Raw genomic sequence first — 14,258 nt, 5'->3', positions numbered from 1 at the left:
CCGCAACCTAGCGCTCCGCCGGCGGGGGTGAGCAGGGTCCCCGGCCGCTGCGGGTTCGCCCCCGGTCGCCCTCCGGACGCCGGAGCGGGTTCACTGGACGGGTGCGTGCCTCGACCGACGGCTGGGCGACCTGCGCCCAGGGCCATCGGCACTGGGGGCGGGCGGGTGCGGCCGGGCTCCTGCTGCACCGGGACGGCGAGCAGGGACCCGAGGTGCTCCTGCAGCACCGTGCGGGGTGGTCGCACCACGGCGGCACGTGGGGGACGCCGGGCGGCGCGCTGCACGAGGGCGAGCCAGCGGACGTCGGCGCGCTGCGCGAGGTGCGGGAGGAGCTCGGCCTGTCGCCGGACGACGTCGTCCTCGGGGCCGTGTCGGTCGATGATCACGGCGGCTGGTCGTACACGACCGTGCTGGCCAGGCCCGTCCGGCGGATCGACGTCGCCGACCTGCGGCTGGACGGCGAGAGCGACGGGGCCGCCTGGCTGCCGCTGGCCGGGCTCGACCAGGTCGAGCTGCATCCGGGGCTCGCGGCCTCGCTGGCCCGCCTCCGGCCGCTGCTGCGACACGCCGGGGAGTGATCGCGTCGTCCGCGTGTCGGCATGAGACGCGGATCGCTGGGTAGGCGCGACCTCGCACAGCGCAATCCTCTTCCCTCTTAGGAGCCCGGTCCTGTCCCGCCACCTCGCTCCTGGCACTGCCACCCGCGGGGCCTCCCGCCTCGGCGCCGCCCGCCACGCCATCCGGAACCGGGCGGCCGGACGCCGGTCCGCGATCCTGCTCGCGCTCGCGCTCGCCTGCGCCGGCGTGCTGATCGCCGTACCGCTGCTGGTGTTTCCCGGCGCTCCGGACGAGGGCGGTCGCAGCGGTGACGACGGCGTCTTCTCCGACGAGACGGAGCGGGGGACCGGCGGTCAGGGTGGCGGGATCGGCACGCGGTCCTCGTCGCCCTCCGCAGCGACGACCGCTCCGGCTGGTGCTGCCGGCCCGGCCGGGGTCGGGGCGGCCGCGGGTGCGGACGACGCGCTGACCGGTACCGGTGGCGACGGGGCCCTGCCGGGTGCCGCCGTGAGCGGCGCCGGAACCGGTGGCTCGGTCATGGGCGGCAGCGGCACGGCCGGCACCGGCACGGCCGGCACCGGCTCCGGAACGGGCACCGGCTCGGGAACGGGCACCGCGGGCTCCGGGACGAGGTCCGGTACGGCGGCCGGATCCGGCGGCACGACGACGGGGACCACGGGCACCACGAAGACCTCGGGCGGGACCTCGGGTGGCAGCACCGGCGGCACCGGCGGCACCTCGGGCGGCACGTCGGGCAGCACCGGCGGCACCTCGGGTGGCAGCACGGGAGGCACCTCGGGCGGCACCTCGGGCGGTGGCGACGGCGAGGAAGCCGACTGCGTGTGCAGGGACGTGACCGAGAAGATCACCGACGCGACGGACGTCGTCGAGGACACCGTCGAGGACGTGACGAACGCACTGCCGGGCCTTCCCTGAGCTGGCACCGACCGGCCCGATTAGGTTTCGGTCCATGGCCGCCCGTGACGACGTCTCCGAGATCTTCGACAGCGCCGCGTGGGAGGCGGTCGACGCCTTCGACTTCGCCGACATCACCTACCACCGTGCCGTCGACGCGGGCGTCGTCCGCATCGCGTTCGACCGGCCCGAGGTGCGCAACGCCTTCCGGCCGCAGACCGTCGACGAGCTGATCACCGCGCTGGAGCACGCGCGGCTGTCCACCGACGTCGGCTGCCTCCTGCTCACCGGCAACGGCCCCAGCCCGAAGGACGGCGGCTGGGCGTTCTGCTCCGGCGGGGACCAGCGGGTGCGCGGGAAGTACGGCTACGAGCACGCCGCGGGCTCGAGCGGCCGGCTGCACATCCTCGAGGCGCAGCGGCTGATCCGCTTCATGCCCAAGGTCGTCATCTGCGTCGTCCCGGGGTGGGCCGCCGGCGGTGGGCACAGCCTGCACGTCGTCTCCGACCTGACCCTGGCCAGCGCCGAGCACGCCCGGTTCAAGCAGACCGACGCCGACGTCGGCAGCTTCGACGGCGGCTTCGGTTCGGCCTACCTCGCCCGCCAGGTGGGCCAGAAGTTCGCCCGCGAGATCTTCTTCCTCGGCGAGGAGTACTCGGCGGCCGACGCCCACGCGATGGGGATGGTCAACCGCGTCGTCCCCCATGCCGAGCTGGAGCGCACCGCGCTGGACTGGGGACGGCGGATCGTCGCCAAGAGCCCGACGGCGCAGCGGATGCTCAAGTACTCGTTCAACCTCATCGACGACGGGCTGGTCGGCCAGCAGCTGTTCGCCGGCGAGACCACCCGGCTGGCCTACATGGCGGAGGAGGCGGTCGAGGGCCGCGACGCCTTCCTGGAGAAGCGGGACCCGGACTTCAGCCGCTTCCCCTGGCACGTCTGACGAGTGGCCGCCCAGCTTTCGGTACAGAAAGCTGCGGAGGACAGTGCAGCTTTCGGTACAGAAAGCGGATGAGGGACGAGGAGGATGCCGTGATCGTCGAGGTCATCGGGGGCGCCGAGGAGCGCCCCGAGGCGCGGGTGGTCGACATCGACGACCTCGGCCGGCTGCACCTGGCGCTGGGTGAGGTCACCGACGAGGAGGCCGCCGAGGTGCTGGAGCGGGCGGGTCTCGGCCGCTTCCACGACTCCGAGACCGTCTACCTCGACACCGCGGCCCTCCGTGCGGCGGCCGAGCCGCGTGCGACGGCCCCCGACTGGGCGACCCGGTGGGACGCCATGGTCGCGAAGGCGCGCGCTCAGGGCTGGCTGTCCGCCGACGGCGCGAACCTGCAGGTGCACGTGGAGAGCGCCGCCGGAGCCTGAGATCCGCCGCCCCACCCGGGGTGCGCCCCCCGCAAGCGTGAGGAAACGGGAAAAAGTGATGGTCTGGCCATTGTGGTCACTCCAATCATCAGGCCAGGATGTCGCGGTGCGTATGACCAGCCGTCACCGGCACCTGTCATGAGTGGAACGCCGGGGCGACCGCTCAGCGCGGAACTCTCCGAGCAGTTGATCGCCGTCGCGGTCGACATCCTCGCCGAGGAAGGCTGGAGCAGGCTCAACAGCGACCGGATCGCCGCCCGGGCCCATGCCGGGAAGGCGGGCATCTACCGGCGGTGGCCCACCATGGCGGCCCTCGCCCGGGACGCGGTCGGGCGGTTCTCCCTGGTCGCCGTCCCCGAGGACGCCGGGTCGCTGCGCGGCGATCTCGTCGCCCTCGCCGCCCGCTGGAGCCGGCCGCTGGATCGCGAGGAGCGGGCGGTGGCGAGTCTCGTCGGTGTCGCGCGGCACGAGGAGGACCTCCGGAACGGGCTCGACACGGCGCTGGTCCGGCCCTTGGCGGACGCGGTCGAGGCCATCGGCGCCCGAGCCGTCCGCCGGGGTGAGCCGGTGGACGCCCCCCGCGTGGCGCTGCTCGGCTCGGTGCTCGAGGCGTTCTGGTGGCAGCGCTACACGACTGCCGGGGACGGCGGGATGGCGATGGAGCAGGTGGAGCGCGTCGTGGACGAGGTGCTCCTGCCGATCGTCAGCGCGGCACCCGCGCGGGCGACGGCTCCGGCCTGACCCGCGTCAGACGGCCCGGCGCGCCGCGGCCGGCCACCCGGTGATCTCCGCGGTCTGTGGCGCGACCGCCGGACAGCACTGCAGCAGCGTCGGGTTCTCCGCCAGCTGACCCAGCACATGCTCGGCGAGGCGTTCCACCGCGACGGCCGCCTCGACGGCACCGACGGCGTCGGTCAGTTCGGCGCGCTGCTCGATCAGCAGGGCACGGACGGCGGCGCACCACAGCGAGGCGGTCAGCCAGGCCGACGTCCGCAGGGTCACCGACGGCGGGGCTCCGGTGACCGCGGAGTTCCCCTCCGGGCAGGCCTCGATGAGGGCCGCGGTGAGCCGTCGGACCGCCTCGTGGTGGAGTTCGCGCTCGTAGGCGCTCAGCGCCGGCGAGGCATCCAGGGTCGCGACCATGGCCTGCATGTGGGGCTCCGTGAGCGCACGGAGGTAGAGGCGCACCGTCCCCAGGAAGTGCTCGCGGAGCGCGGTCAGGGGCTCGACGTCGCGCGGGCGGGAACGGACCGCCGCGGCCGCGCCGTCCACCCACTCGGCGCGGTCGGCGAAGAAGAGCTCTTCCTTGGTGGCGAAGTGGTTGAACACCGTCTGGACGGCGACGTCGGCTGCCCCCGCGATGTCCGCGATGGTCACCGTCTCGAAGCCCCGCTCCGCGAACATCCGCTGGGCAACCCGCTGGATCTGCTCGCGGGTCTGGGCCTTCTTGCGCGCACGCCGGTCCTTGAGATCACCCACGGTGTCAGCGTAGCAACGGAAAGTATCTGGCGCCTGAGGCATCGCGTGACGGACGGGTCACGGCCCGGTGGCGCCTCCCGCCACCCGATCCTCGTGCACCAGCCGCGACCGGTACCCATGTACTACGCGCGCCAGTCCTCCTGCACCACGCGGGCCCACGACTCGACGAGAACGCGCAGGTCGATGACGTCCAGGTCCGCTGCTGCGTCCGCGATGGTGGCCCGCCACACCCTGGGGGCAGCATCCGCGACGGCCGGGCGTGTCCCGAGTCCCTCCGCGAGCCGGTCCAGCGCGGCGTCCAGGCGTCCGGGATCGGCGGCCACCGGGTGCTGAGCGTCGTAGGTTGCGTCGGCCAGCCGGATCAGCGGCGCGGTGGACGGATCGGCCTGCGCCTCGTCGCGCAGCCCCCGCACCGTCACCTCGAAGAGGCGGGCGCAGGAGGCAGACGCGCCGGGATGGGTCGGCGCGGAGTCCGGCAGCGAGGCGAGGACCGCGCCGCAGCCCGGGCAGACCTCGCTGGCGCTCCCCGCATCGAGGGCGGACGGGCCGGACGAGGCAGGGGAGGGCACCACCCGATGGTGCCGCACAGCGACCCCGGACGCGGAACGTGGGGCCGGACGGGGCGGCGGGGTTGGCCCAGCGCGCTGGTGGGCAGCCCCGGCGCATGAGCACCTCGCACGACGCGCCGCGGCGGATCGCCGTCCTCGATGTCGACGGAACCCTGGTCGACACCAACTACCAGCACGCCCTGGCCTGGTACCGGGCCTTCCGGTCCCTGGGAGAGACCTTCCCGATCTGGCGGATCCACCGGCTCATCGGCATGGGTGGCGACCAGCTGGTCGCTGCACTCGGCGGGGACGAGGTGGAGGCCCGCATCGGCGACGAGGCCCGCGACCAGTGGGTGGCGGAGTTCGACCCGCTGATGCCGGAGACCGCGCTGCTGCCCGGTGCGCGGGAGCTCATCGTGGCGCTGAAGGAGCGCGGGCACCGCGTGGTCCTGGCCAGCTCGGGCAAGCCGCATCACGTCGAGCGCGCCCTCGACCTGCTGGACGCGCGTGACCTCGCCGACGCCTGGACGACCAGTGAGGACGTCGAGGAGACCAAGCCCGCCCCGGACCTGCTGCAGGTCGCCCTGAAGAAGCTCGGCGAGCCGGTGGATGCCCCGAGCGTCGTCATCGGGGACTCCGTCTTCGACGTGGAGGCCGCGAAGAACGCGGGGATGCCGGCGATCGTCGTCCGGTCCGGGGGCTTCGGGGACGACGAGCTGCGGAACGCCGGGGCCATCGGCATCTACGACACCCCGGCCGACCTCATGGCCGCGCTCGACGAGACCGACCTGTCCTGATCCTGCCGGGGCGGGTCCGCGGACGGTCGTGCGCCGCTCACCGGGCCCCTACCCCGTGTGACGAAACGCTACGGCGTCGGGAGGTCGCGGCCGAGCCGGCGCAGCAGCTCGTCGGGATGGTCGGTGATGAGCGCGTCGACGCCGAGGTTGCACGCGAGGTCCATGTCGCGGGTCCGGTTCACCGTCCAGACGTGCACCTCCTTGCCGGCCGCGTGGGCGTCGGCCACGTACTCCGGGTCCGCCCGCAGCACGGAGATGCCGGGGCCGACCGCCGTCGCCGATCCGGCCAGCAGCTCACGGCGGAGAGCCCGCAGCCGCTTTCCGATCAGCTGCACCGTCGGTACCCCCGGCGCCAGGTCGTGCATCCGGCGCACCGCGAACTGCGAGAAGCTCATCACCCGCACCGCCGGCTTCCCCGCCCACTCGACCGGTCCACCGGAGCGCACCAGACCGAAACGACGGAGGCAGCTCACCAGCTCCTCCTCGACCTTGCTGGTGTGCCGGGTCGGGTGCTTGGTCTCGATCGCGAGCCGCACCGTCCCGGGCGTGGCAGTGATGTAGTCGAGCAACCGGTCCAGCGTCAGGACCAGGCCGTTCTCCACGTCGGGCTCGTCGGACACGGCCCTGATCTGGTCGTCGGCCCACCGGCTCCGACCGCTCCGGCGGGCACCGAAGTGGAACTGCTCGAGCTCCCGCAGTTGCAGCGCCGAGACGACCCCCCGGCCGTTGGAGGTGCTCCTGATCTTCCGGTCGTGCACGCACACCAGAACGCCGTCGCGCGTCATCCGCACGTCGCACTCCACCGCGTCGGCGCCGATCGCGGCTGCGTGACGGTAGGCCGCCAGCGTGTGCTCGGGCGCCTCCGCGGTCGCCCCCCGGTGGGCGACGACCTCCGGATCGCTCACCGTGCTGGGGGCAGAGCGGCGGTCGGCACCCGGTGATCATCCCGTGTCGGGATGCCGCCCCGCGACGCGACCCACCCCCGCGGCCGAAATGGCCATGTCGGTCGCTGGGAGGCCGTCAGCCCGCCATCCCGGCCCAGCGGGAGCGGTATTCGGCGATCGTCGCCATCGGCGGACGCTCGTCGACGCCGACCGCGCTGCTCCGGGGCACGAAGGCCGTTCCGTCGTGGCGGAACTGGGTGAGCAGCCCGCTGGCGTCGAGCAGGGGCTGCCCCGGACGGCTCCCGGCCCGGGCCAGCACCGTCGACACCACCTGCCCGGCCATCGTCCCGAGCGCCTCGTCGCTCTGCGAGGTGTGCCGGCGCACGCCGAGGTCGACCTGGGCCATCGCCGCCAGCCCGGCCAGCTCCAGCAGGTCGATGAGCAGCCCGACCTCCACGCCGTAGGCCGCCACGAACGGGACCTGCTCGAGCACCGACCGCCGCCCGGCGTACTCGCCCCCCAGCGGCTGGACGAACCCGGCGAGTTCCGGCCACAGCGCGTTGAGCAGGGGCCGGGCGGTCAGCTCGGTGACCCGGCCGCCACCGGCCGGCCGGGTGCCGCCGTCGAGCTCGAGCGGCCGGGTGTAGCAGCCCTTGACGTAGTGCACCTGCGGATCGGTCAGCAGCGGCGCGAGCAGGCCGGGCACGTAGTGGGCGACGTCACCGATGAGGTCGGCGTCGAGGAAGACCACGAGGTCGCCGGAGGTCGCGGCCAGCGACTTCCACAGGGCCTCGCCCTTGCCGGGGCGCGTGCCGTGCGCGGGCAGCACCTCGGCGGTGGCCACGACGTCGGCCCCCGCCGCACGGGCCACGGACGCCGTCGCGTCGGTGGAATCGGAGTCGACGACGAGCAGCTCGTCCACGAGGGGCACCCGCCGCATCCACCGCTCCCGCAGCTCGGAGACCAGCCCGCCGACGGTCGCCGCCTCGTTCCGCGCGGGCAGGACGACGCTGATGCGGTGCCCGCCGCGGCGCTTGGCGCGCAGCAGGGCCGGGACGTCGAGATCGGCCGCGGTCGTGGCCGACGTGGTCCGGTGCTGGAACCAGGCGCGGGCGTCGGGTCTCATCGGCCCACTGTCGGCCAGGGCAGCCGAACCGGCCAGGACGGCACGGCGATGTTCATCCGTTCGTCACGGGGGATGCTGCCGGGCGACACCTGGGCCCGCGGCACGGCCCGGCCCCGTCGCTCGATCACGCGAGCAGCGTAGGCGGCGGTCGGGGATCAGCCGGGGACGGCGGCGAGCAGGCCGGCGAGGGCGGCGGTGGTCAGGTCGTAGGGCTGGTTGCGCCCGTGCACCAGGTCGGCGCCGGCCGCCACGGCGGCGTCGCGCAGCTCCGCGGTGGCGATGCCGCCGGCGATCGTGACCAGGTCGAAGTCCGAGGCGCTGCGCACGATCGAGGCCAGCACCTGCAGCGCCCGGTCGGTGTCGTCGCGGGCGGCGAGGGCGGCAAGGTCGATCCGGACGACGTCCAGGGGGATCCGCGCCAGGAGCGCGAACAGGCTGTGGCCCATCCCGTAGTTGTCCAGGCAGAGCCGCACCCCGGTGCGGCGGGCGGCTTCCAGCTCGGGCACCAGGGCGGCCGACGACGTCAGCAGCGTCTCCTCGGTGAAGGAGAGGATCAGGCGGGAGGGGGCGAGACCGGAGTCCGTCAGCGCACCGGCGACCTGCTCGGCCAGCCCCTCGGACGTGACGTGCCCCGCGGGCAGGCTGACCGCGACCGCGATCCGCTCGTCGGGCAGGCCGGCCACCTCGACGCAGGCCCGGCGCAGCAGCCAGCGCTGCAGCTCCGCCGACCGGCCCTGCCGCTCGGCGTTGCCCCAGAGGTCCTGGCCGCGCAGCACGCCGTGCACCGCGTGCTCCCACACCGGGACGGCGTGCACCAGATCGATGCGGCCCTCGGCGTCGCAGGCGGCGTCGAGACGGACCGTGAAGTCGCCCTCGGCGATCACGGCGTCGAGGTCCAGGCCGTCCGGCACGATCGAGGGGATGTCCGCGCCGGCCAGCCGGACGCAGCCCTTGCCGGCCTGCTTGGCGGCGCGCAGCGCGGCGTCGGCCTCCCGGAACGCGGTCTGACCGCCGGCCGCCTCGAGCGAGGCGACACCGACGGAGGCGCCGACGGCGAAGGTCCAGTCGCCGACGCGGTGCGGCATGCCCAGGACGTCGACCACGCGCTGCGCGACCTCGGCTGCCTCGCCCAGCGAGCCGGTCACCACGACGGCGAACTCGTCACCGCCGAGGCGGGCGACCAGGTCGTCGTCGCGGACGACGGTGTTCAGCCGCCGGGCGACGTCCACCAGGAGCTGGTCACCGGCCTCGTGCCCGGCGACGTCGTTGACGGCCTTGAAGCCGTCGAGGTCGAGGACGAGCAGGCAGCGGGGCGTGGGCGCGGGGGCGGCCAGCTCCTCGAACAGCTGCGCGCGGTTGGGGAGCGCGGTGAGGTGGTCGGTGTAGGCCATCCGCTCGAGCTCGCGTTCCCGGCTGCGGCGGGTGGTCACGTCGCGCAGGTAGAGGACGCGACGGTCGCTGCCCGGGCGCACGGTGGTGGTGGCCTCGAGCTCGCCGACGTCGCCCTCCCCGCGGTCGACGCGGAAGTGCAGCACCGGACCGCCGTCGCCGCTGCCCTCGATCGAGGTGCGGACGCGCAGCCGGTCCTCGGGCTCGACCAGGAGCAGCAGGGAGCTGTCGTGGACCCCGTCGGGCGGCAGGCCGAGCATGGCGCGGGCGGCCGGCGAGGTGAACAGCAGCCGCAGCTCGTCGTCGACGATGGCGACGCCGTCGGAGCTGGACTCGACCAGGCTCCGGAAGTCCTCCTCGTTGCGCACGAGGTCCTCGGTGACCCGACCGTCCTCGCGGATGCGCAGGCCCAGGCGGACGGCGATGAGGCCGAGCACCACGGCGATGCCCAGGTCGGCGGCGCTGCTGACCGAGCGGCCGTGCAGCAGGCTCTGGCCGATCGCGAGCGGCACCCCGAGCATGGCGAGGACGACCAGCGCCATTCCCCAGGGGCTGACCCGGGGGGCGATCGCGCGGGCGTTGCGGTCCTCGTCGGCCGGCGGCGCGGAGGCGGCGGCGAGGACGACGGCCTGCAGCCCGAAGGCGACCGAGACGTCGGACATCGCGACCCACACCGGGGACGGCGCCACGATGGCCATGGCCTCGGAGCAGGCGGCGGCCGCCTGGCAGCCCACCGCACCGATCATCACCGTGGCGGAGCGGCGCAGGGCCGCCGTCGAGACGGTGCACAGGGCGCCGGCCCCGCCGAGCATGACGGCGGCGTACGCGCCGTAGGTCAGGACGAGGGTGCGCAGGTCGTCCGGCGCGTCCGCGGGATTGACCAGCGGTGTGCGCAGGACCTCGGTGACCACCAGGAGGGCGACGGTGACCACCGCGCCGTCCAGGACCAGCGCCGTCCACCGGGTGCGGCGGACCCGGCGGGCGAGCATCGCGCACGTGACCAGCGGCGAGGAGGCGCCGAGGAAGAGGATGACGTCGTCGATCCCGAAGCCGTCGAACTCCGGCCCGGGGAACAGGCCGGCGAGCAGCTGGGCGGTCATGAACAGCGCGGCGCCGATGGTGATCGCCCACCAGGGGCGGGCGACCGCGGCGTCCATCCTCCGGATCCGCCGGAAGACCGACCGGACGGTGGACCCGGCTACGCACGCGAGCACGAGCTCGTCCCACTGCATGCCCGTGCCGTCCGGCGCGCTGAACGGCACCGCGAACGCCAGGCCGATCAACCCCAGCGCGACGGTCCAGCGGATCTCCCGGGGAATCCCGGTCGTCCCGGTCATGCAGGCATCGTGAGGGATGCGGCCGCTTCCGTGGCGGACCTCGGGGCGGGAATCGCCGCGGGCAGCTCGACATAGGCCTCCCAGGCGCCGTCGGCGAGCAGAGCCGCCTCCAGCGGCCGGGAGAAGACGTACCCCTGCAGGTACCGGTGGCCCATGTCACGCAGCAGGCCGAGGACGGCGGGGCTGTCGACGCCCTCGACGATGACGGGCAGGCCGAGGCTGGCGCCCAGCTGCAGCACCGCCCGGCACAGCGCGCGGCGCTGCGGGTCGTTCTCGACGTTGGCCAGGAAGTGCTGATCCATCTTCAGCACGTCGATCGGCATCCCGACCAGGTAGGCCAGCGACGACCACCCGGTCCCGAAGTCGTCGACGGCGATCCGGACACCGAGCTGGCGCAGCACGGTGAGGTCCTCGATGACATGGCTGTCGTCGAGCAGCACCGACTCGGTGATCTCCACGATCAGGCGGGAGGCCGGCAAGCCGCTGGCCTCCAGCGCCGCCAGCACGTCGGGCACGAGCTCACCGCTGCGCACCTGGCGGGCGGAGACGTTCACCGCGACGCTGCAGGCTTCCTCACCCGGGCCTGCGTCGCCGAGCGAGGCGATCGTGACGCAGGCCTCGCGGAGCACCCACCGGCCGAGCTCGGTGATCAACGCCGACTCCTCCGCCAGCGGGACGAACTCGACCGGGGAGACGTCGCCGAACAGCGGGTGCCGCCAGCGCAGCAGCGCCTCGACGGAGACCGTGCGCTGCATCGCCACGTCCACGACGGGCTGGAAGACCAGACGCAGTTCGCCGCGGGCGAGAGCGCCGTCGAGGTCGGTGCGCAGGGCACTGCGGCGGTCCTGCTCGAGCCGCAGCGCGTCGTCGTAGCGGTGGACCGAGCCGGGGCCGTCGGCCCGCGCGCTGCGGAGGGCGAGGTCGCCGTGCCGCAGCGCCTCGCCCGTGTCGACGTCCTCCGACAGCGTGGTCACGCCGGCGGCCGCGGTCAGTCGCAGGATGCCGCCGCTGGGGGTGCGCAGGGGGCCGACGGCGGCGACCAGGCGGGCGGCCACGATCTCGGCGTCGGCGATGCCACCGTCGACCAGGACCACGAAGTCGCCGTCCTTGCCCCGGGCCAGCCAGTCCTCACCGCGCAGGGCGCGGGTCAGCCGGGAGGTCACGGCGCGCAGGACGGCGGCCTCGGTGCTGGGCGCGAGGACGTCGTCGGCGAGCCCGTCGATGCCGATGAGGGCCAGGGCATGGCGGGAGTCCGGGGCCCCCCGCTGGACCGCCCCCAGCCGGCGGACCAGCGCGGCGCGGTTGGGGAGGCCGGTGACGGGGTCGGTGAGGGAGAGCTCGAGCAGGTCGGGGTCCACGTCGGCCACCGGGGCGCGAGTGACGTCGCGGCAGTACAGCACGAGAGCTCCGACCTCGGGGTCGGAGCGCAGGTCGCGGACGGCGGCCTGGATCAGCCGCCATCGGCCGTCGGCGTGCCGGACGCGGGCGGTGCGGACGGTGAGTTCGTTGTGCCGGCTCGGCGGCCCGTTCAGCGCGCCCAGCAGCGTGGGGGCGTCGTCCGGGTGGACGGCGGCCTCGATGGGCCGGCCCAGCGCAGCGGCCGGGTCGACGCCGAGCAGGTCGGTGACGGCCTCGGAGACGAAGGTGACGCGGAGGCGCGCGTCGAGGATGACTACGGGGTCGACGCTGCTCTTCACCAGAGTCCGGAACGACACCTGGCTGCGGTGCAGGGCCCCCGCGAGCCGGCGCTGCCGCTGCCAGAGCACGGCCTGCGAGGCGACGAGCAGGAGCAGCCCGGTGGACGCGATCAGCAGCCCGGATCCACGGACACCCGGCACCGTGACGACGACGGTGAGGACCGCCGCGGTGGCGACCACGAGAGCGGGAACGGCCAGGAGCCCGGCGCGCCCGTTCGCGGGCGTCGCCGGGCGTGCAGCCGCAGGCTGCCCCAGACCAAGGAGGGTCACGTCTTCTCTGTCGGGATGCGAGGGGCCGCGCTGCAGCCGCGTTCCCGGCTCCTCACCCGTCCGGGTGACCCGTTCCGCGGGGCGCGGAGTACGGCGTGTCCCTTCGCGACGCGCCGTCCCGCCGCCCTTTCGTGCAGGGAGGGTTACGGCTCGGGTGTGTTCCGTCGGGCGAGGGGTACGTCGGCGACGCGCTTCGCAGCACGCGCGGGACGCCGCCGTCCTCCGGCGGATCCGTTCCGCGCCGCCGATGGCAGGGGTCCGTGCTGCTCGGCGCCTCGGCGCGGCGGGTTTTGGGGGAGAGACATGAGCCTGGGGCACCAGGGACGGCACCGGAGCTCCGGCGACGGTCACGAGGGACGGCACCGCGATCCGCACGAGGATCGGCACGAGGAGCAGCGCGAGGGGCGGCACCGGGCGGTCGCCGTCCAGCGCGCAGCCATCCCTCCCCTCCTGACGGCGAGCGGAGCCGTGGCGGCCGCCGCGCTGACGGCACTCGTCCTGTCGGGACAGCAGGAGTCGCTCGGCCATCTGTTCGCCGACCGCCAGCAGGAGCCCCGGCCCTCGGCGACGTCGCCGAACGCGCGTGGGGGCGCACCGACGGACGCCGACATCGCCCTGGCGGGTTCCTCGCCGGGTTTCGGTGGGATGGGCAACAGCCTGGGCGGCAGCGTCTGGGACGTGCTGTTCCAGCAGGACCCCGGCGGTTCGTCGTCGGTGCTGGCCCTGCTGTGCGACGGACTTCTGGGCGGCACCGCGAGGACGGCAGCCGCTGGTACGGGCGGTTGGGGGTCGGGCGGCCCGACGATGACGAGTGCCTGGATGCCGTCCTCGTCGGCGTGGACGTCGACGCCGCTCTCGTCGGCGTCCGGCGCCGGCGGCTCGTCCGGCCCGGGAACGCAGCCGGCGGCCCCGGCGGTGGTCGCCGACCCCGTGTCCGCACCGCCGCCGTCGGGCGGGAGCTCCGGCGGCGGCGGGTCCGCCGTGCCCGTGCCTGGGCGCGACGCGACGGAGCCGGTCGTCGCGCCGGTGACGACGGTGGCCGAGCCGGTGACCAGGGCCGCCGAGCCGGTCGTTGCCCCGGTGACGACGGTGGCCGAGCCGGTGACCAGGGCGGCGGAGCCGGTGGCCGAGAAGGCGGAGCCGGTCGTTGCCCCGGTGACGACGGTGGCCGAGCCGGTGGTCGAGACGGCGGAGCCGGTGGTCGAGAAGGCGGAGCCGGTGGTCGAGACGGCGGAGCCGGTGGTCGAGAGGTCGGAGCCGGTGGTCGAGACGGCGGAGCCGGTGGTCGAGACGGCGGAGCCGGTGGTCGAGACGGCGGAGCCGGTGGTCGAGGAGGCGTCGAGGGAGGTCGAGCGGGCGTCGGAGTCGCTGCCGTCGACGGATGAGGGCTCGGTGAAGCTGCCCGGTTGAGCGGGCGCGCACGGGCCATCCGGGCGTTCTCGGGGCAGCGCGTCGCGGCCGCCGGGCTCGTCGTCGCGACGCGTGCCTGACGTGGTGAGTTCCGTGCCTGACCCGTCCGGTAGCGCTCCGGAGCCGCACGGCCCACGATGTCGCGCATGACCTCAGCGCGGAGGCAGTCAACGGTCCCCGAGTCACGACCATCGGCCGGTCCGCGCAGCCCCGGTGACCTGCGGCGGATGGTGCTGCTCCTGGAGACCGCCGCGGTCCTGGAGGCGCGCGCCCGGCGGTGTGCCGACCCCGCTCAGGTGCCGGTGCTGCTGCGCCGGGCCGAGCATCGGCGCCACGAGGCCGGGCGGTTGCGGCAGGAGCTCGCTGCCAGGGGCGCGGCCCTCGCGCCCGAGCAGATCGAGCGGGACACGGCGACGGTTGCTCGCCGTGGACAGTTCATGGCGGCGTCACCCGCCGGTAGTGGAAGTCGATCATGATGCCGTC

15 protein-coding genes are annotated in these 14,258 nt (G+C 74.5%); 8 read left to right on the top strand and 7 right to left on the bottom strand.

Going from position 1 to position 14,258, the window contains the following annotated elements; genetic code table 11:
* Positions 1–101 precede the first annotated feature (101 nt).
* From E4P39_RS11400 to E4P39_RS11380, 5 genes are all read left to right on the top strand, one after another.
* Positions 102–578: an NUDIX hydrolase gene (locus E4P39_RS11400; RefSeq protein WP_135136666.1), complete on the top strand. Its 477-nt coding sequence runs from the start codon at positions 102–104 to the stop codon at positions 576–578.
* A 226-nt stretch (positions 579–804) separates the two neighbouring features.
* A complete protein-coding gene (locus E4P39_RS11395; protein ID WP_135136664.1) occupies positions 805–1,494 on the top strand; it encodes a hypothetical protein in 690 nt (229 codons plus the stop codon).
* A gap of 34 nt (positions 1,495–1,528) precedes the next feature.
* On the top strand, positions 1,529–2,416 hold the full coding sequence (locus E4P39_RS11390; RefSeq protein ID WP_135136662.1) for a 1,4-dihydroxy-2-naphthoyl-CoA synthase: 888 nt from the start codon (positions 1,529–1,531) through the stop codon (positions 2,414–2,416).
* A 68-nt stretch (positions 2,417–2,484) separates the two neighbouring features.
* Positions 2,485–2,838, top strand: a complete 354-nt coding sequence (locus E4P39_RS11385) for a hypothetical protein (protein ID WP_245159778.1) — start codon at positions 2,485–2,487, stop codon at positions 2,836–2,838.
* 138 nt (positions 2,839–2,976) lie between these two features.
* Positions 2,977–3,579 (top strand): TetR/AcrR family transcriptional regulator, encoded by a 603-nt coding sequence (locus E4P39_RS11380; RefSeq protein WP_135136661.1) that lies wholly within the window; start codon positions 2,977–2,979, stop codon positions 3,577–3,579.
* 6 nt (positions 3,580–3,585) lie between these two features.
* On the opposite strand, the gene E4P39_RS11375 is transcribed toward E4P39_RS11380, so the two are convergent.
* Entirely contained in the window at positions 3,586–4,317 is a 732-nt protein-coding gene (locus E4P39_RS11375) for a TetR/AcrR family transcriptional regulator (protein ID WP_167761792.1), read from the bottom strand.
* Positions 4,318–4,439: 122 nt separating this feature from the next.
* Positions 4,440–4,886 carry a DUF5946 family protein gene (locus E4P39_RS11370; RefSeq protein ID WP_135136658.1) on the bottom strand — a complete coding sequence of 149 codons (447 nt, stop codon included), beginning with the start codon at positions 4,884–4,886 and terminating at the stop codon, positions 4,440–4,442.
* A gap of 95 nt (positions 4,887–4,981) precedes the next feature.
* On the opposite strand from E4P39_RS11370, the gene E4P39_RS11365 reads away from it, so the two are divergent.
* Positions 4,982–5,662 (top strand): HAD family hydrolase, encoded by a 681-nt coding sequence (locus E4P39_RS11365; protein ID WP_135136656.1) that lies wholly within the window; start codon positions 4,982–4,984, stop codon positions 5,660–5,662.
* 68 nt (positions 5,663–5,730) lie between these two features.
* On the opposite strand, the gene E4P39_RS11360 is transcribed toward E4P39_RS11365, so the two are convergent.
* The 5 genes from E4P39_RS11360 to E4P39_RS11345 form a co-directional block, all read right to left on the bottom strand.
* The gene (locus E4P39_RS11360) at positions 5,731–6,567 is read right to left on the bottom strand and encodes a glycerophosphodiester phosphodiesterase family protein (RefSeq protein WP_135136655.1); all 837 of its coding nucleotides are present in this window, start codon (positions 6,565–6,567) and stop codon (positions 5,731–5,733) included.
* A 115-nt stretch (positions 6,568–6,682) separates the two neighbouring features.
* The gene (locus tag E4P39_RS11355) at positions 6,683–7,672 is read right to left on the bottom strand and encodes a glucosyl-3-phosphoglycerate synthase (RefSeq protein ID WP_135136654.1); all 990 of its coding nucleotides are present in this window, start codon (positions 7,670–7,672) and stop codon (positions 6,683–6,685) included.
* Positions 7,669–7,800 carry a hypothetical protein gene (locus E4P39_RS23195; RefSeq protein ID WP_280790849.1) on the bottom strand — a complete coding sequence of 44 codons (132 nt, stop codon included), beginning with the start codon at positions 7,798–7,800 and terminating at the stop codon, positions 7,669–7,671. The genes E4P39_RS11355 and E4P39_RS23195 overlap by 4 nt, the downstream gene beginning before the upstream one ends.
* Positions 7,801–7,827: 27 nt before the next feature.
* Positions 7,828–10,398, bottom strand: coding sequence for a diguanylate cyclase (locus E4P39_RS11350; protein WP_135136652.1), 2,571 nt, complete (start codon positions 10,396–10,398; stop codon positions 7,828–7,830).
* Entirely contained in the window at positions 10,395–12,365 is a 1,971-nt protein-coding gene (locus E4P39_RS11345; protein WP_167761790.1) for a GGDEF domain-containing phosphodiesterase, read from the bottom strand. The genes E4P39_RS11350 and E4P39_RS11345 overlap by 4 nt, the downstream gene beginning before the upstream one ends.
* A 303-nt stretch (positions 12,366–12,668) precedes the next feature.
* Here E4P39_RS11345 and E4P39_RS11340 point away from each other — a divergent pair, with 303 nt between their 5' ends.
* Complete coding sequence (locus E4P39_RS11340) at positions 12,669–13,775, top strand: hypothetical protein (protein ID WP_167761788.1); 1,107 nt, start codon at positions 12,669–12,671, stop codon at positions 13,773–13,775.
* Positions 13,776–14,002: 227 nt separating this feature from the next.
* On the top strand, positions 14,003–14,251 hold the full coding sequence (locus tag E4P39_RS11335; protein ID WP_135136648.1) for a hypothetical protein: 249 nt from the start codon (positions 14,003–14,005) through the stop codon (positions 14,249–14,251).
* The last annotated feature ends 7 nt before the right edge of the window (positions 14,252–14,258 follow it).

The sequence above is a fragment of the Blastococcus sp. CT_GayMR19 genome (genome assembly GCF_004570385.1).
Lineage (GTDB): Bacteria > Actinomycetota > Actinomycetes > Mycobacteriales > Geodermatophilaceae > Blastococcus_B.
The sequence above is the reverse complement of the archived record's forward strand: the minus strand, read 5'-3'. Positions and strand labels throughout refer to the sequence as shown.